Raw genomic sequence first — 22877 nt, 5'->3', positions numbered from 1 at the left:
ATATTGAAAGTTATTTTCTTACAAAAATAACTTGATGAGCCATGAAGGACTCGAACCTTCGACCCTCTGATTAAAAGTCAGATGCTCTACCAACTGAGCTAATGGCTCGTACTAGTGTGCCTCGTTCGTGACGACGCTTTTTATATTAGCATGGTTTATACATATAGTGCAATACTTTTTTAAAAAAAGTTTTTTAAAAAGATAAAGCCCTCTGAAATTGAGGGCTTTTCTATGTTTAAATTTGTCTCCAAGGACTGCGAACAACATTCGTTTGATTGCGATCTGGTCCTACAGAGAAAGTTGTTAATGGTATTCCAGTAAGCTGCGTTACACGCTCAACGTAATGGCGTGCATTAACAGGCAATTCATCTAATGATTTAACCCCTGTAATATCCTCAGTCCAGCCTGGAAGCTCTTCATAAACTGGCTCACATTGACTTAATACCTTTAAGCTCGCAGGATATTCAGTAATTAATTCACCTTTATAGCTGTAAGCTGTGCAAATCTTCAACGTTTCGATTCCTGATAATACATCAATTGAATTCAAAGATAGGTCGGTAAGACCGCTGACACGGCGGGCATGGCGGACAACTACGCTGTCAAACCAGCCAATACGGCGTGGACGTCCTGTCGTTGTACCATATTCACGGCCAACTTCCCGGATTTGATTTCCAATTTCATCATGTAATTCAGTAGGGAATGGTCCGTCACCTACACGAGAGGTATAGGCTTTACATACTCCGACAACATGAGTGATTTTGGATGGACCAACACCAGAACCAATGGTAACACCGCCTGCAACTGGGTTTGAAGAAGTTACAAATGGGTAAGTACCTTGGTCAATATCCAACATAACGCCTTGTGCACCTTCAAATAAAACGCGTTTGCCTTCATCTAAAGCGTCGTTTAATACGACAGATGTATCACAAACATATTGTTTAATTTGCTGTCCATATTCATAGTACTCGTCTAAGATTTCCTCTTTAGTGAACCCTGTAGTCTCATAAATACGTTCAAATAAACGGTTTTTTTCAGCAAGATTTTGCTCAAGCTTTTCTTCAAAAACATCGCGCTCAAGTAAGTCAGCGATTCTGATGCCGACACGAGCTGCTTTATCCATATAAGCAGGTCCAATTCCTTTTTTGGTTGTTCCAATTTTATTGGCACCCTTGCTTTCTTCCTCCACAACATCAAGCTTTAAATGGTAAGGAAGGATAACATGTGCACGATTACTGATACGAAGATTATCCGTAGTAATTCCTTTTTCATGCAAGTAAGCTAGCTCAGCAACAAGAGCTTTCGGATCTACTACCATTCCATTCCCAATCACAGAGATCTTTTCTTTATAAAAAATACCAGATGGAATAAGGTGTAATTTGTATGTTTCTCCATTAAATTTAATGGTATGCCCCGCGTTATTTCCACCTTGATAACGAGCAATTGCTTCTGCATTCTCAGAAAGAAAATCGGTAATTTTACCCTTTCCTTCGTCTCCCCACTGTGTACCAACTACCACTACTGATGTCATAAAGGCACCTCCAAATTATATACGCATTTCTTTTTCCCACAGACAAGTTTAACAATATTTACTGCTAAAAGTCAATAAAACACGAACGATTTATATTAGGTTATTAAAATATGTTCGTAAAATATTAATTTATGAAACTAGCTTGTATTGGATGAGGGATTTCCATAAAATAGGTACTAGAGTTTTTTTAAAAATAATAATGAGGAAGTGTTATATGTTATTTAGAGCGCGGCCAGAAAAGCTAGAATTAACCCTATTAAAATATTTAAAGTCTCGAATGGAGTCCTCCTACGATCAGGCATTAAATTACAATAACCTTGCAAAGGGCTACGAAGGAGAGTTAAAAAGCGATATTTGGCTTAAGGGACTAACAGAAGAATGGCTCATTCTCCATGATTTATTATTTGAATATCATGGTTCAAATTTTCAAATTGATACCTTAATCATTGCTTACGAAAAAATTTACCTTTTAGATGTTAAATATTTTGAAGGAGATTACTCGATCAAAGATGATAAATGGTATAACCCCGCAGGTGCCCTTCAAAAGAACCCATTACACCAACTTGAACGTTGTGAGACCTTACTTCAAAAATTATTATTAAAATTAGGGCACCATTATAAGATTGAATCCTACCTTATCTTCAACAACCCCGAGTTTCATTTAAATACAACCTCAATCAATCCTGCTATTATTTTTCCTACACAGCTTAATCGCTTTTTGAAAAAATTAAATCAGAGGCCGGTAAAGCTAAATAAAAAATACTATCAATTAGCACAGCAATTAGTTGACCATCATCAAGAAGAGTCCCCATATACACGCTTACCCGAATACTCCTATGAAAAGTTACAAAAAGGGATAATATGCTCAAAAAACTGTAATACCTTTTTCACAGATGAGCGAATGATTTGTAAAAAGTGCGGTTGCAAAGAGGAGGTAGACGCAGCAGTTTTGAGGAGTGTGAAGGAATTTACATTACTTTTTCCAGATAAGAAAATTACTGTTGATTCTATTCATGATTGGTGTGGAGGTCTTAAGTCAAAAAAGGCTGTTCGAAGAATACTTTCCAAATACTTTGTTCTTGTTGGTAAAGCAAGAGCGTCACATTATGTATGCCGTACCCAGTAAAAAGTCGCAACTATTTTCCTGTTAATAGCAATTATTAATTTTAAGTTCAGTATCGTTCCCTTACTATCGCTTTTTATCAGGTCAAGGGCACAATTCTCTCAGTATCGTTCCCTTATCACCATATTTTATCAGGTCAAGGGAACGATTATCCCGGTATCGTTCCCTTATCCTGCTACAATAACGGTAGAAGGGCACGATTCTCCCATTACCTTTTCCTCATCCTTCATATACTAACGACAGATGGGTCGATAACCTTAGATCGCAACCTCTAGCCTAGTTTGACAAAGACAAATACCTTATTTTACAAAAAACCCAGCCAAAAGCTTGGCTGGATTCTCAAAAAACTAAGCACTCGGATCATACCGCGTCTCCAAGTTAACGAATTTATTATATTCCTTTACAAACGCCAGTGAAACTGTGCCAGTCGGACCGTTACGCTGCTTGGCAATAATGATTTCAATGATGTTTTTATTCTCTGATTCTTTGTCATAGTAGTCATCACGGTATAAGAAGGCAACGATATCAGCATCCTGCTCAATCGAACCAGATTCACGGATATCGGACATCATCGGACGTTTGTCTTGACGCTGCTCGACGCCACGGGAAAGCTGTGACAGGGCAATAACTGGGACCTGAAGCTCACGAGCTAATTGCTTTAGAGAACGGGAAATTTCTGATACTTCCTGCTGACGGTTCTCGCCAGAACGACCGCTACCTAAAATAAGCTGTAAGTAATCGATTAGGATCATCCCTAAGCCATGCTCCTGTTTTAAGCGGCGGCACTTAGAACGAATATCACTTATTCTTACCCCTGGCGTATCATCAATAAAGATACCTGTGTTGGAAAGGCTACCCATCGCCATCGTCAGTTTGCCCCAGTCATCATCTGTTAGTGTACCGGTACGAAGTCTTTGTGCATCAATATTCCCTTCGGCACACAATAGACGCATGACTAGCTGCTCTGCGCCCATCTCAAGACTAAAGATGGCAATATTTTCACCTGTTTTTTGTGCAACATTTTGCGCAACATTTAAAGCAAACGCGGTTTTACCTACGGAAGGACGTGCACCAACAATGATTAAGTCATTGCGCTGGAAACCAGCTGTCATTCTATCAAGCTCAATAAATCCTGTCTCAAGCCCCGTAATTTCCCCAGCATTCTGGTGCATTTGCTCAATATTGTCATACGTACGAACAAGGACATCTTTAATATTGTGGAAGGCCCCAGCATTTTTGCGCTGTGCAACAGCAAGGATATTTTTTTCTGCCTCACTTAAAAGTGCTTCGACCTCGTCTTCACGAGCATAGCCGTCAGAAGCAATCTCAGTTGCTGTCCGAATTAATCGTCGGAGCAAAGATTTTTCTTCTACGATTCTAGCATAATATTCGATATTAGCTGCTGTCGGCACAGAACTTGCCAATTCACTTAAATAACTTACTCCGCCTGTATCTTCGATTAGTTTCGCTGCAGCTAATTCCTCAGTTACCGTTACAAGGTCAACTACCTTACCTTCATCATTCAGCTTCAGCATCGCATTAAATATTTTTTGGTGAGAGGCACGATAGAAATCCTCTGGTATCAAGATTTCGGAAGCCACAGTTAAAGCAGAGGGCTCTAAGAAAATAGCACCTAAGACAGCTTGTTCAGCTTCAATATTTTGCGGTGGCAGACGATCTGCATATAAATCATTCATCTATCAAAGACCTCCTATTGTGAAGAGGATAATTAAATATATTAATAGTTTTAAAAACCTAATTATGTCCATAATGAAGAAAAGTGACCAGTCTAGACCGATCACATCACTTTGGAAAAAGTCAGTTCGCTTTTTCCTCATCAACTTTTATTATTTTAACATGTTTATCTGAAATTTGAACTGGAAATTACTTTACCTCTTTAACATGAACGGTTAACGTAGCTAGAACTTCATGGTGAAGTTTAACTGGAACCTTTGTATGACCTAAGGTACGAATGGCATCTGCTAATTCCATTTTTCGTTTATCGATTTTAATTCCGTGTTTCTTTTGAAGTTCTTCTGCAATTTGCTTTGTTGTAATCGATCCAAATAGGCGGCCACCTTCACCGGCCTTCGCGGATAACTCTACAGTTATTTTATCTAACTGCTCACCAAGCTTTTTTGCCTCAGCAAGCTCCTCAGCCGCACGTTTGTCTTCTTTTTTCTTTTGTCCCTCAAGCGTGCTGATGTTCGTATTATTTGCTTCGATTGCTAGGCCTTGCTTAATTAAGAAATTATGTGCATAACCATCAGCAACGTTCTTAATTTCACCTTTTTTTCCTTTTCCTTTTACATCCTTTAGAAAAATTACCTTCATTCCTTTTTCCCACCTTCAAAATAATCTTCAATTGCCAGCTTTAATTGTCTATCTGCTTCTGTTATGGATATCCCCATCAGCTGGGTGGCTGCGTTTGTCAGATGTCCGCCGCCTTGGAGTTTTTCCATGATTACTTGAACGTTGACATTGCCGAGCGACCTGGCACTAATTCCAATTAGCCCTTCATTACGCCTTGCAATGACAAACGAGGCTGCTACCCCATCCATAGTCAGGAGCGTATCTGCCGCTTGGGCTAGAAGGACTTGGTCATGAAGTTCATCTTCGCCGCCTTTGGCAATGGCAATTCCATCCCGGTAAAATGCAACCGATTCAATTAATTTAGCCCTTTTTATATACGTATTAACACTTTCCTTTAGGAACTTTTGAACGAGAATGGTATCTGCCCCTTGACCTCTTAAATAGGAAGCTGCGTCAAAGGTTCTAGCACCTGTTCGTAAGGTGAAACTTTTCGTATCCACCACAATTCCTGCGAGCAGTGCAGTTGCTTCTATCATTTCTATTTTACCGCGTTTTGGCTGATATTCAAGAAATTCAGTAACTAGCTCTGCTGTAGAAGAGGCGTATGGCTCCATATAAACAAGGACTGGATTTTCAATAAATTCTTCCCCGCGACGGTGATGGTCGATTACAACCACATTATCAATTCTATTCAGTAGTCGTTCTTCAATCACTAAGGCAGGTTTATGGGTATCAACGACCACCAATAATGTTTTTTCTGTTGAAATTTCCAATGCCTCTTCTGGACCAATAAATCGAGAAAATAATTGCTCTTGATGGCGGATTTCATCCATTAGCCTATGGACAGCACCATCCATTTCTTGCGAGTTTAAAACTATGTAGGCATCTTTTTGGTTCATTTGGGCAACTTTGTAGATTCCAATAGAGGACCCTATTGAATCCATATCGGGATTTTTATGTCCCATAATAATTACCTTATCACTAGCAGTAATTAAATCCTTTAGTGCATGGGAAATGACGCGGGCACGGACCCTTGTCCGTTTTTCAACTGGATTTGTTTTGCCGCCAAAGAACTTCACTTTGCCGTTAGGATGTTTGATCGCAACCTGATCGCCGCCTCTACCTAGAGCCAGGTCCAAGCTTGATTGCGCTAATACGCCTAATTCAGGCAACGAAGGGGTTCCAGCGCCTACGCCAATACTTAATGTAAAGGATATATTCTGCTTTGAAGTCATTTCTCTGACTTCATCAAGAACAGTAAATTTGCCCTTTTCCAATATTTGCAGAATCGCTTCATTAAAGACAGCAATAAATCGTTCAGATGAAACCCTTTTAATAAAAATACCATTTTCCTGGGCCCATTTATTTAGAGTTGAAGTAACCATGTTGTTAATGCTTCCACGCATTTGGTCATCCATGCCTTGCGTTAACTCATCATAATTGTCTAAAAAGATAGTCGCAATTACAGTCCGTTCATCATGATAAAGTTTTTCAATTTCCTTTTCTTCTGTGACATCAAAGAAGTAAAGGAGCTTTTCCTCACTTTTAAGAATGACTCGAAACTTTCGTTCATGAAGAGTAATAATTTCTGTTTCTACTTCCTGTTTAATTAACGGTATCAACGTATCAGCAATTTCATATAGAGATTTCCCAATAAGGGTATCTTCATCGAAATAAGAAGATAAAAAAGGATTTGTCCACTCTATAGAATACTCATCATTTATGAGCATAATCCCAATCGGCATTTCCATTAGTGCTTCTTCGCCAACCCTTTTCACTCTGTATGAAAGGGTTGAGATATATTCTTCCATCTCTTTCCTTTGGCTGGATTCAATGACTATCATATAGTACAGCGTCGGAATGATAAGAAACAATCCCACCAAACTAAGTATCCAATTATAGTAGGCCAGGACAATGAGCAGCACTACTGTAATGCCTATCAGCCCGTAAAAAGGGTATCGAATCGAGCGTTTTTCAATAAATGCAGGCAATTTTTTCAGCTCCTAAACAGTAGTCATCACTCTTTTTTATTAAAGCTTTTTCGTAAATCAAAGCCTAAATCAATTATACCTAATATCCCTACAATATAAAGGAAAATTGGAATGAGAAAAGAGACAATCGCTATTGTAATAGAAATGGCTTTCGAAAAACCCTTTTTGTCGAAGTAATAAAAGATAAATGTATAGCCCTGCAGGATCATCAAGAATTGTAGGATATAGGTCAAATTAATAATCGCCATATACCAGAATGTGCCCTCTTCTGGTTTCATCACCATACTAACGAGCAAAGTAAGAAGAAAGTAATATAATATGCTTTTTGGTAAGGTTATCTCTTTAAAACTTTTCCACTTTTCCACCTTAACCCCGAATCTTTTTATGATGGGGAAGGATATAAGCTGCATAACGAACACAATAAAAAAGGAAGAGAGAACAAATAAAGTTGGGATTAAAGTTTTAACTAGGTTTAATCCATTATTAAATTGTTCCATCACTTTCTCCGCGTCCTGTGTATTCCCGAAATTCTTTAGTAAGTCAGCTGAAACGTTAAGTGATTCTCGCATCATTTCAATCATTTCAGTAATCATATTGACCTTAAAAAGAACGATACTTGCCACGTAAATAATAATTAAATTAACTAAAAAGACGAGAGACCCCGTGATGAATAATACACCCATGTTCTTCTGTTTCTGAATTAAGTAGCCAATTACGACACCAGTTGTCCCATATGCAAGTGTTAATGGCAGTGACATAATGGTTCCTACAATAAACGAAAGGAGAAGGGAGGCAATAATAAAAACAACGATACTCTTCCCATCATTCTTCGCCCCAAATAGCATGAATGGTACTGCTAAAAATAAATTTACAATCATCCCAAGAAACGGGACATAAATCGTTAGTAATAATAAAACAGCAAAGGCAGCTAATAGAATAGCCCCTTCAGTAAGTTTTCGAACATTTTTCACTACTTCACCCCAATTATTTCAAAAAGCCTATTCCTTAATTTTAGCCAGTTCCGCTCTCCTATTCAACAAATCTGCAAGATAAAATAAAAAGACAGCAAGGGAAACCCCAGCTGCCTTTAGTCATTTCTTATTCTAGCTCCAGCGCCTAGGCGCTAACGCTTTATTATTCACCTGCAACGAATGGTAATAATGCCATTTGACGTGCACGTTTGATTGCAACAGTTAGTTTACGCTGATATTTAGCGCTTGTACCAGTTACACGACGTGGTAAAATCTTTCCACGTTCAGAGATGAATTTTTTAAGTAAATCTACATCTTTATAATCGATGCGTGAGATGCCATTTGCTGTGAAATAGCACACTTTACGGCGCTTCGCGCGTCCGCCTTTACGTCCTCCACCTGCCATGAAAATTCCCTCCTTTATTAAATGATTAACGATTTTAAAAGTTTACATTAAAATGGTAGATCATCATCGGAGATGTCTATCTGACCGTTACCAGAGAACGGATCATCATCCACTTTTGTAAAACCCTTATTATTGTTATTGTTATTGTTTTGATACTGTCGTTGATTCTGATTGCCGCCGCCATAAGGATTTCCTTGCGGTTCCCTAGGAGGAGCGCCGAAGTAATCATTGTCGCTTCTTCCGCCACCGCCGCCAGACGCATTTTTCGGTTCAAGAAATTGAACACTTTCTGCCTGAACTTCAGTAACGTAAACACGCTTACCATCTTGTCCTTCATAGTTGCGAGTTTGAATGCGGCCATCCACTCCTGCGAGACTGCCCTTTTTCAAGAAGTTTGCCACATTTTCAGCAGGTTTACGCCAAACAACACAATTAATAAAGTCTGCTTCACGCTCACCTGACTGACTAGAAAACGGACGGTTAACAGCTAAAGTAAAGGTAGCAACAGGAACCCCGTTTGGTGTATAACGCAAATCAGGATCTTTCGTTAAACGGCCAACAAGCACGACACGATTCATCATCAGAATCAACTCCTTTTCTTTTCGGAGAATGTTTCATGTGAAACATTCAACCAAAATGTATTTATATTAAGCTTCTTCTTTAATTACTAAATGGCGAATGATATCTTCGCTGATTTTCGCAAGACGAGAAAATTCTTGTACCGCGTCAGCTGAAGAGTTCGTTTTTACGATTTCGTAATAACCATCACGGAAATCGTTGATTTCGTAAGCTAAACGACGCTTACCCCAATCTTTTGTTTCAGCAGTTTCCGCACCGTTTTCAAGAAGAATTCCGTTGAAACGCTCTACAAGAGCCTTTTTCGCTTCGTCTTCAATGTTTGGGCGGATGATGTACATGATTTCGTACTTATTCATCACAGTCACCTCCTTTTGGTCTAAACGGCCCACTTTGGGCAAGGAGCAATTATTCATTACTCACAAGTTAAGATTTTATCATAGTTAATGACGAAAAGCAAGGTTGTTCACCATTTCTAGTTTTTTTCCTTAAAAGTCTTTCCATATAAAAAGCCTTGCAAACGCAAGGCTGACAATTCTACACATTGAAACGGAAGTGAATAACATCTCCATCTTTTACTATATACTCTTTTCCTTCTAAACGGACTTTCCCAGCTTCTTTAGCAGCATTATGGCTTCCTGCAGCTAATAAATCCTCGTATGAAACTGTTTCGGCACGAATAAATCCACGTTCAAAATCAGAGTGAATAATTCCCGCACATTGGGGAGCTTTCATGCCATGTCTGAATGTCCATGCACGAACTTCCTGCACACCAGCTGTGAAATACGTTGCTAATCCAAGCAAGTTGTAGGCAGCACGAATTAATTGATCAAGCCCTGATTCTTCAATTCCAAGCTCTTCAAGGAACATTTGCTTTTCTTCGCCTTCTAGCTCAGCAATTTCTTCCTCAATCTTTGCACAAACTACGATTACTTCAGCATTATCTGCTGCTGCAAATTCACGAACCTTTTGTACATATTCGTTTCCAGATGGATCCGCGACATCGTCCTCACCAACATTTGCTACATATAAAACAGGCTTAATGGTTAAAAGATGAAGCATTTTGGCAATTTTCATTTGTTCATCAGTAAATTCAACCGTACGAGCTGGCTTTTCAGCTTCAAAAGCTTCGCGTAGCATAGAAAGCACTTCAAATTCCGCTGCAGCTTCTTTATCTTTTTGCTTCGCTAATTTTTCGACACGGCTAATTCTTTTTTCAACAGACTCCATGTCAGCAAGAATTAACTCTAAGTTAATGACTTCGATATCGGAAATAGGATCTACTTTTCCTGATACGTGGGTAATGTTATCGTCTGCAAAACAGCGGACAACCTGACAAATAGCGTCTACTTGACGGATGTGAGATAGAAATTTGTTCCCTAGTCCTTCACCTTTACTGGCACCTTTAACAATCCCTGCAATATCAGTAAATTCAAAAGCTGTAGGAACTGTTTTTTTCGGCTGCACAAGTTCAGTTAGTTTTGTTAAGCGGTGATCAGGTACTTCTACGATTCCTACGTTAGGATCAATCGTACAAAATGGGTAGTTTGCTGATTCAGCCCCAGCCTGTGTAATTGCATTAAATAAAGTAGACTTTCCGACATTCGGTAAACCTACAATTCCTGCTGTTAATGCCATAAAATTCACTCCTCTAAAATCTAATCTATTTTAATAAAATAATGTCCGTAATTTTTAAAAAGCCTCTCACAATTATAGGCATTAGAAGCTAAAAAGACAAGAACAACAAAAACTGGTGCCCTAGACACCAGTTAGTTTACTTTTTCAATATTCACTAGGCAATCGTACAAGGTACTGCCAAGACCATTATCGGATTCTCCGCTTGATGTTAGATTATTAACAGAGCCCCCGAACCTTTTCCAGATCCCTTCATCAATATTAATGGTGTTAGGATGTGCTTTTGGCAGAATTGAAAGATATCCTTTAACTTCGCCGCGATCATTCCAAACTCGTACCGAATCACCATCCATCAGGTGATGTTCATCCGCAATATTTCTAGCAACCTCAACCTTTAGCTGAGTTGATTTGGAAAAAAGATGGTAGTTTTGCGAATGGTTTGACCTTAGTGGATGAATGGTTAATAAGTTATAAGGAAATTTCTTAGCTAGCTCTGGTTTGTTCCATTTTGATTCTTCCGGTACAGCTAACTTCAGCTGACCCAAGGCACCCTTATTTATAGCTGTAAACTCATATTTTCCAGATGGCGTTTTAAACTGGAAATCATCCCACGGAACTGGTTTGACTGGCAATTCTAAGTTATGGTTTTCCTTCAGTTTATCAAGTGACAGTCCTTTTTTAGATAATGACTGTAAAGACATTTCCAGCCACTGATCTCTTGAAAACTGAAAATCGTCCCCAAATCCTAGTCTCTCAGCAAGCTGTGTCCAAATCCATAAATCAGACTTGGCTTCACCAGGGGCTGAAACGAGCTTCGGTCCGTAATTCACATAATGGTGATACATAGAAGAATAATAAAGGTCTTCTTCCTCAAAAACAGTGGTGGTTGGCAGGATATAATCTGCTAGTCGAGCGGTATCTGTCATAAATTGCTCAATCACAACCAGTTTTGAAACAGATGAAAAAGCCTTTTCTACGATTGATGAATCCGGCACCTGTGTTAAAGGATTCCCACAGGTTACCACAATCATTTTAATTTCTGGATCCGTTGCCGAAAGCACTTCCTCGGCCTGCTTCATAATTGAAAACTGTCGATGTTTCTCCCTCCGGTTGCTGAGCGTTAGTTTTGAAATATCAAAGCTTTGCCCTACTTGCAGGTTAGCGTAGTTAGCACCACCGCCAGGTAATCCAATATTGCCGCTTATCGCTGCAAGAGCGTCAATCAAGCGAATTGTATTCCCGCCATTTTTATAACGCTGCAGACCAAGTCCCATAAACGTAGAGGTAGGTTTATCAGCAAAGACGTTTGCTAATAGCTGTATCTGCTCTACGGACACTTCCGTCATTTTACTAATTTTTTCTATAGAAATACTCTCAATCAGCTTCTCTAAATCCTCAAAGCCATATGAATAGTGTTCAATAAATGCACGATCTTCAAGTCCTAAATGTAGAATTTCCTTTATGATTCCTGCAGCCAGTAAACCATCCATTCCAGGTTTTACGGATATATATTCATCTGCTATTTTCGCAGTTGCATTGAATAATGGATCAATAACATAAATTTTTGCTCCCTTTTTCTTTGCTTCAAGGAGTTTTTCATAAAAATGCATATTTGTCCGCGCTACATTTCTTCCCCAAATGACAATGTTTTTACTTTTTAAAACATCCTCTGGTTCATGGGCATAAGCGTCGCCAAAATCCCACTTTTGCGCCTCAATTCCAGCACCCCAACAGAGGGAACCATAAAGCTCTGTTACCCCGCCATAAGCATTAAAAAAACGTTGATCTAGATTTTTAAGTACCCCGTTGTTCGCATAGTCATGACTATGGAGGACAGCTGTGGAACCATATTCTTCTTTTATTTCCTTCAACTGTAAGGCAATCTCATCAAGAGCCTGTTCCCATGGAATTTGCTTAAATTCTCCGTTCACCTTTTTTAAAGAATATAGAATCCGTTCAAGTGAATTCGTCCTTGTTTCTAGCATTCTGCCCCTGCCGCAAATTTTCCCCTTAGTAATGGGGTGGGAGGGATCACCTTCAACTTTTATTACTTTATCGTTCTCTACCGTTACATGAAAACCACAGCTGTCCCAGCAATTCAACGGACACGCCGATTTCACTATACTTGCCACTACTCCACCCCCAGAACAATCTCTACTTTTTAAATAGAATAATACAGTTAACCAAAAAAAAGAAGCATAAACTATTGTTCATGCTTCACCAATATTTTCTTCATTTTCCTTGAAAATTCACGTCTTGGAATCATTACGCTATGTTCGCATCCCTCACATTTGATCCGAATGTCCATTCCCATACGAATAATCTTCCAGCGATTGGTTCCGCATGGATGCTGTTTTTTCATTTCTACGACATCATTTAACCCAAATTCTTTTTCTTCCATTGAATACCTCTCCTTTTAAACACTAGGTTCATTGATATTTCCAGAATTCTTTGAGTACATGACCATACGTGGATATGGAATTTCAATTCCATGCTCATCTAAACATTGTTTGATATCTCTTTTTATATCCCTAGAAACAGCTGCATGCTTCATTGGCAATGTTTCTGCAACAACTCGTAATACAATCTCTGATGGTCCTAACGTTTGAATGCCTAAAAGCTCAGGTGTCTTTGTTAAGGCCTCGTATTGTTCGGGCATTTTTTCAAGTAAATCCCTTATAATCCTCTGCGTTTTTTCTATATCCTCTTCATAAGCAACGGATATATCGATAATTGCAAGGCTGTTATTTAAAGAGAAATTCGTCACCTGAATGATACTTCCATTCGGAAGGATGTGAACTTCTCCCGTCCAACTTTTTAACTTTGTTGTTCTTAAACCAATAGCTTGAACAGTTCCTTCAAACTGGTCAATTCTTACATGGTCCCCTACTGAAAACTGATCTTCAAAAATAATAAAGAAACCAGTAATGACATCTTTTACAAGACTCTGTGCGCCAAAACCAACGGCGAGCCCAACAACCCCTGCACCTGCAATTAAAGCTTTTACATCAATCGTTAGGACAGAGAGAATCATCATAATAGCAATAAAATAAACCACATATGTAAGAACATTATCAAGAAGTTTTGCTAACGTTTCTTCCCTTCGTTCTGATGTCTTAAGCGGAGATCGAGTTCTTAGTTTAAAAACATTATCAATGGCCATACTTCCCAATTTAATTAAGATTTTAGCAACAATCATAATCACAATTATTTTTAATAAACCTTCCCCTATGGCCATCCATGTATCTTCATTTTGGAATTTATCCGTATATCTTTGAATAATCCTTTGTGTAGAAGTCATATTAACATCCTTTCCTCTGACCCTGGTGAATCACACTTATTTTATCAATTTTCCCTTATAGTTCATAGTATTGTGATTTATTTCCTTTTTCAACGGGAATATCTTTGAGAACCCATGTATAGATTTTCGGAATTTTCCGTATAATAGTAAAAATATGCAAACAAATAATGATCACAATTAAGGAGTGTACGTATGAATCTGAAACCTAGTTTCTTTGATAGGAGGGCCAATACTGGGCGGATACCCCATGATGACTTTCAGGCTGTTGAAAATTTAGCTATGGAATTGCTTAAGTTCCTGCCTCCAGCTTCTCATCGTCCAATCGTATTTGTTTGTATTGGAACAGACCGCTCGACCGGAGATTCATTAGGACCACTTGTTGGATCATTTTTAGAGGAGAGGGACGTCCCTTCATTTCATGTTTACGGTACGTTAGATGAACCCATTCATGCGGTAAATTTGGGAGATCGGCTAAAGGAAATAGCATTAAAACATCATAACCCCTATATTATTGGTATCGATGCTTGTTTAGGCCGAATGAAGAATGTTGGAGTGATTCAGGTTTGTGACGGACCTGTTAAACCTGGAGCGGGTGTAAACAAAGAGCTTCCGGCAGTCGGTGATATTCACATAACAGGGATTGTCAACGTGAGTGGCTTTATGGAGTTTTTTGTCTTACAAAATACCCGATTAAACCTGGTAATGAAAATGGCAAAAACCATTGCAAATGGGATTTATCAGGCAAGTATTCTCCATTCCAAAGGAAGACTGCAGGAATTGATTCAAGAGGAGCAAAAAAAGACGAATTAAAAGAGCAGCCGGAATAAGCCAAGTTGCTCTTTTTCACTTACAAATATTGTATATTTTCACATAAATACATTGTATAAATACAGAACAGTCACAATAAAACCTGTCACAACAATAGCAGGGAGGAGGTTAGCAACCTTTATTTTTACTAATCCAGTTAAATTTAGCCCGATAGCAAAAATCATAACCCCGCCGGTTGCTGTCATTTCAACAATAAATTGGTCCATCAACACTTGGGGGATAAAGGTATTTATTTGGGTGGCGAATAAAGCAATCAACCCTTGATAGAGCATGACTGGAATTGCAGAAAAAATGACACCCACTCCAAGGGTTGTTGTTAATATAATGGACGTAAAACCATCAATGAGCCCTTTGGTATACAAGACGTCATGGTCACCACGGATCCCGCTATCAAGTGCTCCGATGATTGCCATAGCCCCAATCACAAAGATTAAGGTAGCCGTAACAAAACCTTCTGCTATACTGCCTTTTCCATTTGAACCCATTTTGCTAGAACCGAGTTTATTTTCCAGCCAAAGACCCAGTTGATTCAGCTTTTCTTCCAATTGCATGAGCTCTCCTAAAACAGCTCCCATGACTAAACTAATGATGACAATAAGAAAGTTTTCACTTTTCAACCCCATTTGCAGTCCTAAAACAATTACTGATAAACCTATTGCATACATAACCGTTGTTTTCATGCTTTCCGGAATTCGGTTTAAGAGCTTTCCAATTAGCACACCAATAATAATTAACAACCCATTCACAAGCGTCCCTAATAAAAACATCTGTTATTCACCTATTCTTCGCATCTCGAAATTAATAATAGTATTAAACTATCATTTTTTAGTAAAATTGGAAAGCTATTTTTTAATATGACTGTGTTATATAAACCTGCTGATTTCCGCTCCAACCAACAGGGTGCTAACTCAAAATTCAGCTTTAACACAGCCTTTTTATAAAAAAATAAACCATCCATTGATGGTTTAAAGTGATTCTTCTTGACCTAACATTTCTAAAATACGTTCTAAATCCTCTTTAGAAAAGAATTCAATTTCAATTTTACCTTTATTTTTAGACTGTTTAATGTTTACAGTCGTTCCAAATCGTTCTCGAAGGGAGTGTTCACGTTCCTGGATGAATATATCCCTTTTCTTTTCAGGCTTTTTTGTTTCACGTGGAACATTTTCATTTAGATGTTGAATGATTTTTTCCAATTGACGAACATTCAATGATTCCTGAATAATTTTATCTACTAAAGCTGGCAGCTTCGCCTTTTGACGTAATCCTAAAAGCGCACGGCCATGGCCCATCGAGATTTTCCCATCTGAAATCAGCTCCTGAATTTTAGCAGGAAGAGAGAGCAGCCTGATATGATTTGCTACATGTGGACGACTTTTCCCTAAACGCTTTGCTACTTCTTCTTGAGTGAATTTCAACTTTTCCATTAAAGTTTGGTAAGCTTGTCCCTCTTCAATTGGATTCAAATCTTCACGCTGCAGATTTTCTAAAACTGCTAATTCCATCATCTGCTGTTCTGTTAACTCTCTGACAACAGCTGGGACAGTTGTTAACTTTGCTTCTTTGGCTGCTCGGAAACGTCTTTCACCTACAACAATTTCATACCCTTTAATACTTTTCCTAACAACAATAGGCTGAAGAATTCCATGCTCTAAAATAGAGTCTTTTAATTCATCAATGGCCTCTTGTTGGAAGGTTTTCCTAGGCTGGTAAGGGTTGGGACGCAATTCTTTCAAACTTATTTCTTGGACAGTCTCTTCCTTACCGGCTTCGATAGTTGTAAAAAATGCATTTATGCCTTTTTTTCCTAGACCTTTAGCCATTTGAGACCACTTCCTTTGCTAGATCTAAATAAACTTCTGCGCCTCGTGATTTTGAATCATACGTAATAATTGGTTCGCCATGGCTTGGGGCCTCACTTAGACGTACATTTCTTGGAATAATGGTTTTATATACTTTATCTTGAAAATACTTCTTCACTTCTTCGATTACTTGAATGCCTAAATTAGTTCGGGCGTCGAGCATCGTTAATAACACGCCTTCTATTTTCAAGTCTTGATTTAGGTGTTTTTGCACTAGTCTAACAGTATTTAATAACTGACTCAAACCTTCTAAAGCATAATATTCACATTGGACAGGGATTAACACAGAGTCAGAAGCTGTTAAGGAATTAAGTGTTAACAATCCTAATGAAGGCGGACAATCAATAATTATATAATCAAATTGATCTTTCACTTCTTCAAGTGCACGCTTTAATCGAACTTCCCTTGAGATAGTTGGAACGAGCTCAATCTCCGCTCCTGCAAGCTGTATAGTAGCTGGAATCGCATATAAATTTTCAACACATGTTGGCTTAATAACATCCTTTGCTTCCACATCGTCTACTAAAACATCATATATACACTGTGCTACATCTGCCTTTTCGATCCCAATTCCGCTCGTTGCATTCCCCTGTGGATCAATGTCTACTAATAAAACCTTTTTCCCAATGTATGCTAAGCAGGCGCCTAGATTGACAGAGGTAGTTGTCTTTCCAACTCCGCCCTTTTGATTCGCGATTGCAATCGTTTTGCCCACGATGTCACCTACCTTGTTTCAAATAAATTACTTACATTCTACTCAAATAGCCGATACAAATATAAATAGTTACGTAAATGTAAACATAAATTAAACTTGTTTTCTAGCAAATATTAAATTTCCATGCTATTTATTTTAACATGAAACTGATTTGTTGTTATTTTTTTTCATAAAATATTAATGGCGAATCAAAGTAATCATTAACACAATTTTACAATTTATTCTAAACCTTCACAGATAAATACAAAAATAAAAACCAAACTGCTTATAGTCTGGTTCCATTTTAAGAATATATTATTTTTTCTTTGGAATTTTTATTGTAAATTGATAGTACTCTTCGAATTCTTCTTCTTGTGAGTCAAGAGTGATTCCATTATCTGACACCATTGTCAGCGATTGCCTTATGGTATTTACAGCAATTCTCATATCTTTACTAAAAGCTTTTCTTTTTGGTTTCGGTTTTTGATTCTTTTCTTCTAGCAGCCGGGCCACTCGATCCTCCGTTTGCTTTACATTAAGATTTCTTTCAATAATATCCTGTAAAAGCAATACCTGTTTCTCTGGGTTTTTAAGTGGAATAAGTGCTCGGGCATGCCGTTCTGTTATTTCTTTGTTTAACAAGGATTCTTGGATTGGCTGAGGCAGCTTTAGAAGCCGGAGCTTATTGGCTACTGTCGATTGACCTTTTCCAAGACGCTGAGCAAGAGCTTCTTGCGTTAAGTTATGTAGCTCGAGCAGCTTGCCATAGGCGATAGCCTCTTCAATCGGAGACAGCTCTTCCCGTTGTAAATTTTCAATTAATGCCACGGAAGCCGTTTCGGTATCAGAATAATTTTTTATAATTGCTGGTGCTTCATCCCAGCCCAGCTTCTTCATCGCACGCCAGCGGCGCTCACCGGCAATAATTTCATAATTTCCATCAAACTGTCGGACCACAATTGGCTGAATGATTCCGTGTGTATGGATTGTTCGTGATAATTCCTCTATTTTTTCATCGTCGAATACGGTTCGAGGTTGAAAACGGTTAGGAACAATCGATTCAATCGGAATCTTTTTAATTTCTTCATTTCGTTCAACATCTAGCTCTTGTTCTAGCTCTTTTTCAAACTCTTTCTCTAACTCAACCTTTTGATCTCCCTTTTCGCCGAGGCCAAAAAAGCGTGAAAACGAATTCTTCATCCCCAACACCACCTTTACGAAACTCCCTATTACTTATTCTCTATTATATCGTTTTCTTCCTGCCAAACCTGCAGTTTTATTTATACAAAAATTTCCTTCACTATTCGATTGGCATTTTACCAGGTGTCCCTGGTTTTCGTGGATACTTTTTCGGCGTTTGTTTTTCCTTTTTAATCACAAGAATGTTTCTTTCACTTTCTTCCATAGGCAGCGTGAAAGTATGCATTTGCTCTAATTTTCCTCCTAGAGTTTTTATCGCCTTTTGACCGACAGTTAACTCATCGTTTGCATGTGCGGCCTTCATCGCGATAAAATGTCCCCCTACTTTTGCAAGAGGAAGGCAAAGTTCACTAAGAACAGACATTCTTGCAACAGCCCTAGCCGTTACAAGGTCATATGACTCACGGTGAGCTGGATTTACACCGAAGGTCTCAGCGCGGTCGTGAATGAAATGAACCTTTTCCAATTTTAATACATTTGCTAAATGATTTAAAAAAGTAATGCGTTTATTTAATGAATCCACGATGGTTACCTCTAAATGAGGAAATGCAATTTTTAATGGGATACTAGGAAATCCCGCACCTGCACCTACATCACAAAGATGAAGGTGCTGCGTGAAGTCAAAGTAAAATGCAGCAGAAATGGAATCATAAAAATGTTTTAAGTAGACATCCTCTTGATCTGTGATGGCAGTTAAGTTCATTTTTTCATTCCACTCTACTAAAGTGTGAAAGTATTTATCAAATTGATCTAGCTGCTCATCGCTAAGGGCAATCCCCTTCTCTAGAAGCATGGCTTTGAATTGTTCGATGTTCATCCGCAAAACTTCCTCTTTTTGTAAAAATTATAAGCTTTATTAAAGGTTTCTGTTGATTTCCGCCCAGCCCCGTACTCCCGCAGGAGTCTTCGTGCCTTCCGCTCCAATCAACAGAGTGCCAAAATGAATTATTAGCTTTAAATAGCCTACTTATTAATTACTCGTTCTAGACACTTTACCTTGCTCCAAATACACAAGAAGAATCGATATATCGGCTGGGTTTACACCAGAGATTCTAGAGGCTTGGGCAAGTGATAATGGTTTGATTTGTTTTAACTTTTGTTTTGCTTCCGTTGCAAGACTTGATATCGCATCATAATCAATATTCTCAGGGATTTTCTTATTTTCCATTTTTTTCAAGCGTTCAACCTGCTGAAGTGATTTTTCAATATATCCTTCATACTTAACTTGAATTTCAACCTGCTCTTTTATATCTTGATCTAATTCCACTTCACTCGGTACTAGACTTTGGATGTGTTCATAGGTCATTTCAGGCCGTTTCAATAGATCAGAAGCAAGAATCCCATCCTTAAGCTCACTGCCGCCAATGCTTCGAATAAGCTTTTGAACTTCGGTGGAAGGTTTCAATCTAACGGATGAAAGTCTTTCCTTTTCCGCTTCGACCGCCGCTTTTTTAGCTAAAAACCTTTGATAACGTTCTTCAGTTATTAATCCAATGGAATAACCAATATCTGTTAATCGTAAGTCTGCATTATCATGGCGTAAAAGAAGGCGATATTCTGCTCTTGAAGTCAGCAGACGATACGGTTCATTTGTTCCTTTTGTAATTAGATCGTCAATTAACACACCAATATAAGCATCTGAACGACTTAAGATTAATGGTTCTTTTCCAAGTGCATTCAGCCCGGCATTAATTCCAGCAATAATTCCTTGTCCCGCTGCTTCTTCATACCCTGAAGTTCCATTAATTTGACCAGCAGTAAAGAGGTTCTTTACCACCTTTGTTTCAAGTGTCGGCCAAAGCTGAGTCGGGTCAATTGCATCATACTCAATCGCATATCCAGATCTCATCATTTGCACATTCTCTAGCCCTGGAATGGTTTTGAGAATTTGCTGCTGAACATCTTCAGGTAAGCTCGTTGATAAACCCTGTACATACACCTCTTGCGTTTTTCTTCCTTCTGGTTCAAGGAAGATTTGGTGGCGCGGCTTATCATTAAAACGAACCACTTTATCTTCAATGGATGGACAATATCGCGGACCTGTTCCTTTAATCATTCCGGAATACATTGGTGAACGGTGAAGATTTTGATCAATTAAGGTATGTGTTTGTTCATTTGTATACGTCAACCAACAAGGTAACTGGTCAGTGATATACTTAGTTGTTTCATATGAAAAAGCTCTCGGAACTTCATCCCCAGGCTGAATTTCCGTTTTACTGTAATCAATCGTATGACTATTAACGCGCGGAGGAGTTCCTGTCTTAAAACGAACGAGGTCAAATCCCAGCTCCTCTAAATGCTCTGATAACTTAATCGATGGCTGTTGGTTATTGGGACCACTTGAATACTTTAATTCTCCGAGAATGATTTCACCGCGGAGGTACGTCCCAGTTGTTATGACGACTGTTTTGGCACGGTAAATTGCACCTGTTTTCGTAATTACCCCAACACAGACGCCGTCCTCAACAATAAGTCTTTCAACCATACCTTGAAGGAGCGTTAAATTAGGTGTTTCTTCAATTGTTTTCTTCATTTCATACTGGTAGTCGACTTTATCCGCCTGTGCCCGCAGTGCACGCACTGCTGGACCCTTCCCTGTATTCAACATTCTCATCTGTATATATGTTTTATCGATATTTCTGCCCATTTCGCCGCCCAGTGCATCTATTTCCCGGACAACAATTCCTTTTGCCGGTCCTCCGATGGATGGATTACATGGCATAAAGGCCACCATATCGAGGTTAATGGTGATCATTAATGTTTTGGCACCCATACGTGCCGCCGCGAGGCCAGCCTCACAGCCTGCATGACCAGCTCCAATGACGACAACGTCAAAATTACCTGCTTCGTATGACATCTCTTTCCTCCTCTTTCTAACTCTACCGTTTAGTTCCAGCACTTAGCCCCTCGAGGTCACTATTAGTCCAGCGTTTGTCGAGGCTGAACGAGAGCTTCGGCTTTTCCTATTTTCCTAAACAGAACTGTGAAAATAACTGGTCAATTAGGCTTTCGTGCACACTATCACCAATAATTTCCCCAAGAATCTCCCATGTTCTCGTAACATCTATTTGGACGATATCAATGGGGGTCCCCATTTCTACTCCATTAATTGCTTCCTCTATCGTATGCAAGCTTTGTCCAATCAACGCAATGTGGCGGCTGTTGGATAAGTAGGTCATATCGCCTGTCTCAATTGACCCTGCAAAGAATAAGGAGGATATAGCTTCTTCAAGCTCATCAACCCCGCTCTCCTCCAATAATGAAGTCGTAACAATTTTATGCTCTGCCGCCAGTTGCTTTACACGTTCCATATCTATTTGCTGCGCTAGGTCTGTCTTATTAACGATGACTATAACATCCATTCCTTTAACAGCCTCAAAAAGATTTTCATCCTCTTTTGTAAATTGATCAGCATAATTTAGCACTAACAATATTAAATCTGCTTCCTTTAAAACCTGTCTAGACTTTTCTACTCCAATTCGTTCAACAATATCTTCCGTCTCTCTTATACCCGCTGTATCTAATAGTCTTAGCGGTACTCCGCGAACATTGACATATTCTTCAATCACATCACGGGTTGTCCCTGGAATATCGGTAACAATCGCTTTATTTTCTTGAACCAGACTATTTAATAACGATGATTTTCCGACGTTTGGGCGCCCAACAATTACCGTTGAAAGACCTTCACGAAGTATTTTTCCTTGCTGAGAAGTTTGGAGCAGCTTTTTTAACTCATCACGAACATAGATGGCTTTTTCTAACAACATTTTATGTGTCATTTCTTCAACATCGTCATATTCGGGGTAATCTATATTTACTTCGACATGCGCAAGTATTTCTAAAATTTCCTGACGCAAGCCCCTAATTAACTTTGATAACCGGCCTTCCATTTGTCCTAAAGCCACATTCATTGCACGATCCGTTTTGGCTCTGATTAAATCCATTACTGCCTCTGCTTGGGATAAATCAATCCGGCCATTTAAAAACGCTCGTTTGGTGAATTCACCTGGTTCAGCCAGCCTGGCACCATAGGCCAATACATGCTGCAAAACCCGATTAACAGAAACAATCCCACCGTGACAATTTATTTCAACTACATCCTCTTTTGTAAAAGTTTTTGGGCCCTTCATAATCGATACCATTACTTCCTCTATTACTTGCTCCGTCTTGGGGTCAACTAAATGACCATAATGGATCGTATGGGTTGGAACCTCCGTTAACCTTTTACCCGAGATGCTTCGAAAAATTTGATCAGCGATCTTAATGGAATCATCGCCACTCAACCGTACTATTGCAATTGCTCCCTCACCCATCGGTGTAGATATGGCAGCTATCGTATCGAATTCCATTACTTTCACCACTCTTTATAAAATTAATCTATATAAAAACGAAGTATTTTACTCCAAATTATTAGAATACCACATCTAGTCTCGTCTGAAAAACTAGAAA

At 38.8% G+C, this 22877-nt stretch carries 21 protein-coding genes and 1 tRNA gene; 2 read left to right on the top strand and 20 right to left on the bottom strand.

What is annotated here, in order from left to right; genetic code table 11:
• Positions 1 to 35: 35 nt before the first annotated feature.
• Together BANA01_RS25120 and BANA01_RS25115 are read right to left on the bottom strand one after the other, a co-directional pair.
• Positions 36 to 108, bottom strand: a tRNA-Lys gene (locus BANA01_RS25120).
• Positions 109 to 235: 127 nt separating this feature from the next.
• Positions 236 to 1528 carry an adenylosuccinate synthase gene (locus tag BANA01_RS25115; protein ID WP_063255182.1) on the bottom strand — a complete coding sequence of 431 codons (1293 nt, stop codon included), beginning with the start codon at positions 1526 to 1528 and terminating at the stop codon, positions 236 to 238.
• 214 nt (positions 1529 to 1742) lie between these two features.
• On the opposite strand from BANA01_RS25115, the gene BANA01_RS25110 reads away from it, so the two are divergent.
• A complete protein-coding gene (locus tag BANA01_RS25110) occupies positions 1743 to 2654 on the top strand; it encodes a nuclease-related domain-containing protein (RefSeq protein ID WP_063255181.1) in 912 nt (303 codons plus the stop codon).
• Positions 2655 to 2998: 344 nt separating this feature from the next.
• On the opposite strand, the gene dnaB is transcribed toward BANA01_RS25110, so the two are convergent.
• From dnaB to BANA01_RS25055, 11 genes are all read right to left on the bottom strand, one after another.
• On the bottom strand, positions 2999 to 4348 hold the full coding sequence (dnaB, locus tag BANA01_RS25105) for a replicative DNA helicase (protein ID WP_063255179.1): 1350 nt from the start codon (positions 4346 to 4348) through the stop codon (positions 2999 to 3001).
• 187 nt (positions 4349 to 4535) lie between these two features.
• Positions 4536 to 4985 (bottom strand): 50S ribosomal protein L9, encoded by a 450-nt coding sequence (rplI, locus tag BANA01_RS25100; protein WP_063255178.1) that lies wholly within the window; start codon positions 4983 to 4985, stop codon positions 4536 to 4538.
• Entirely contained in the window at positions 4982 to 6955 is a 1974-nt protein-coding gene (locus BANA01_RS25095; protein ID WP_063255177.1) for a DHH family phosphoesterase, read from the bottom strand. Before BANA01_RS25095 ends, rplI begins: the two co-directional genes overlap by 4 nt.
• Positions 6956 to 6981: 26 nt before the next feature.
• Positions 6982 to 7926, bottom strand: coding sequence for a YybS family protein (locus tag BANA01_RS25090; protein WP_063255176.1), 945 nt, complete (start codon positions 7924 to 7926; stop codon positions 6982 to 6984).
• A 163-nt stretch (positions 7927 to 8089) separates the two neighbouring features.
• Positions 8090 to 8332: a 30S ribosomal protein S18 gene (rpsR, locus tag BANA01_RS25085; RefSeq protein ID WP_063255175.1), complete on the bottom strand. Its 243-nt coding sequence runs from the start codon at positions 8330 to 8332 to the stop codon at positions 8090 to 8092.
• A gap of 47 nt (positions 8333 to 8379) precedes the next feature.
• Complete coding sequence (gene ssb / locus BANA01_RS25080) at positions 8380 to 8913, bottom strand: single-stranded DNA-binding protein (protein ID WP_063255174.1); 534 nt, start codon at positions 8911 to 8913, stop codon at positions 8380 to 8382.
• A 66-nt stretch (positions 8914 to 8979) separates the two neighbouring features.
• A complete protein-coding gene (gene rpsF / locus BANA01_RS25075) occupies positions 8980 to 9267 on the bottom strand; it encodes a 30S ribosomal protein S6 (protein WP_063255172.1) in 288 nt (95 codons plus the stop codon).
• Between the two features lie 178 nt (positions 9268 to 9445).
• A complete protein-coding gene (gene ychF, locus BANA01_RS25070) occupies positions 9446 to 10546 on the bottom strand; it encodes a redox-regulated ATPase YchF (RefSeq protein WP_063255171.1) in 1101 nt (366 codons plus the stop codon).
• Between the two features lie 131 nt (positions 10547 to 10677).
• Entirely contained in the window at positions 10678 to 12675 is a 1998-nt protein-coding gene (locus BANA01_RS25065; RefSeq protein ID WP_063255170.1) for a molybdopterin-dependent oxidoreductase, read from the bottom strand.
• Positions 12676 to 12746: 71 nt separating this feature from the next.
• Positions 12747 to 12944 (bottom strand): DUF951 domain-containing protein, encoded by a 198-nt coding sequence (locus tag BANA01_RS25060; protein ID WP_045519309.1) that lies wholly within the window; start codon positions 12942 to 12944, stop codon positions 12747 to 12749.
• 15 nt (positions 12945 to 12959) lie between these two features.
• Complete coding sequence (locus BANA01_RS25055; protein WP_063255169.1) at positions 12960 to 13844, bottom strand: mechanosensitive ion channel family protein; 885 nt, start codon at positions 13842 to 13844, stop codon at positions 12960 to 12962.
• 192 nt (positions 13845 to 14036) lie between these two features.
• On the opposite strand from BANA01_RS25055, the gene yyaC reads away from it, so the two are divergent.
• On the top strand, positions 14037 to 14654 hold the full coding sequence (gene yyaC, locus BANA01_RS25050) for a spore protease YyaC (RefSeq protein ID WP_063255167.1): 618 nt from the start codon (positions 14037 to 14039) through the stop codon (positions 14652 to 14654).
• A 56-nt stretch (positions 14655 to 14710) separates the two neighbouring features.
• Here yyaC and BANA01_RS25045 read toward each other — a convergent pair whose 3' ends face one another.
• The 7 genes from BANA01_RS25045 to mnmE form a co-directional block, all read right to left on the bottom strand.
• A complete protein-coding gene (locus tag BANA01_RS25045; protein ID WP_063255166.1) occupies positions 14711 to 15439 on the bottom strand; it encodes a DUF554 domain-containing protein in 729 nt (242 codons plus the stop codon).
• Between the two features lie 198 nt (positions 15440 to 15637).
• Positions 15638 to 16495 carry a ParB/RepB/Spo0J family partition protein gene (locus tag BANA01_RS25040; RefSeq protein ID WP_063255165.1) on the bottom strand — a complete coding sequence of 286 codons (858 nt, stop codon included), beginning with the start codon at positions 16493 to 16495 and terminating at the stop codon, positions 15638 to 15640.
• On the bottom strand, positions 16488 to 17249 hold the full coding sequence (locus tag BANA01_RS25035; protein WP_063255164.1) for a ParA family protein: 762 nt from the start codon (positions 17247 to 17249) through the stop codon (positions 16488 to 16490). Before BANA01_RS25035 ends, BANA01_RS25040 begins: the two co-directional genes overlap by 8 nt.
• 294 nt (positions 17250 to 17543) lie before the next feature.
• Positions 17544 to 18428 (bottom strand): nucleoid occlusion protein, encoded by an 885-nt coding sequence (gene noc, locus BANA01_RS25030; protein WP_063255162.1) that lies wholly within the window; start codon positions 18426 to 18428, stop codon positions 17544 to 17546.
• Positions 18429 to 18528: 100 nt separating this feature from the next.
• The gene (gene rsmG, locus BANA01_RS25025) at positions 18529 to 19245 is read right to left on the bottom strand and encodes a 16S rRNA (guanine(527)-N(7))-methyltransferase RsmG (protein ID WP_063255161.1); all 717 of its coding nucleotides are present in this window, start codon (positions 19243 to 19245) and stop codon (positions 18529 to 18531) included.
• A 153-nt stretch (positions 19246 to 19398) separates the two neighbouring features.
• Positions 19399 to 21285 (bottom strand): tRNA uridine-5-carboxymethylaminomethyl(34) synthesis enzyme MnmG, encoded by a 1887-nt coding sequence (gene mnmG, locus BANA01_RS25020; RefSeq protein WP_063255160.1) that lies wholly within the window; start codon positions 21283 to 21285, stop codon positions 19399 to 19401.
• A 106-nt stretch (positions 21286 to 21391) separates the two neighbouring features.
• Positions 21392 to 22777 carry a tRNA uridine-5-carboxymethylaminomethyl(34) synthesis GTPase MnmE gene (gene mnmE, locus BANA01_RS25015; protein WP_063255158.1) on the bottom strand — a complete coding sequence of 462 codons (1386 nt, stop codon included), beginning with the start codon at positions 22775 to 22777 and terminating at the stop codon, positions 21392 to 21394.
• Positions 22778 to 22877 lie beyond the last annotated feature (100 nt).

This window comes from Neobacillus niacini NBRC 15566, from assembly GCF_001591505.1.
In the GTDB taxonomy this organism is placed as follows: domain Bacteria; phylum Bacillota; class Bacilli; order Bacillales; family Cytobacillaceae; genus Neobacillus; species Neobacillus niacini.
Note: the sequence above shows the minus strand (reverse complement) of the source record. Positions and strands in the feature narration are given on the sequence as shown.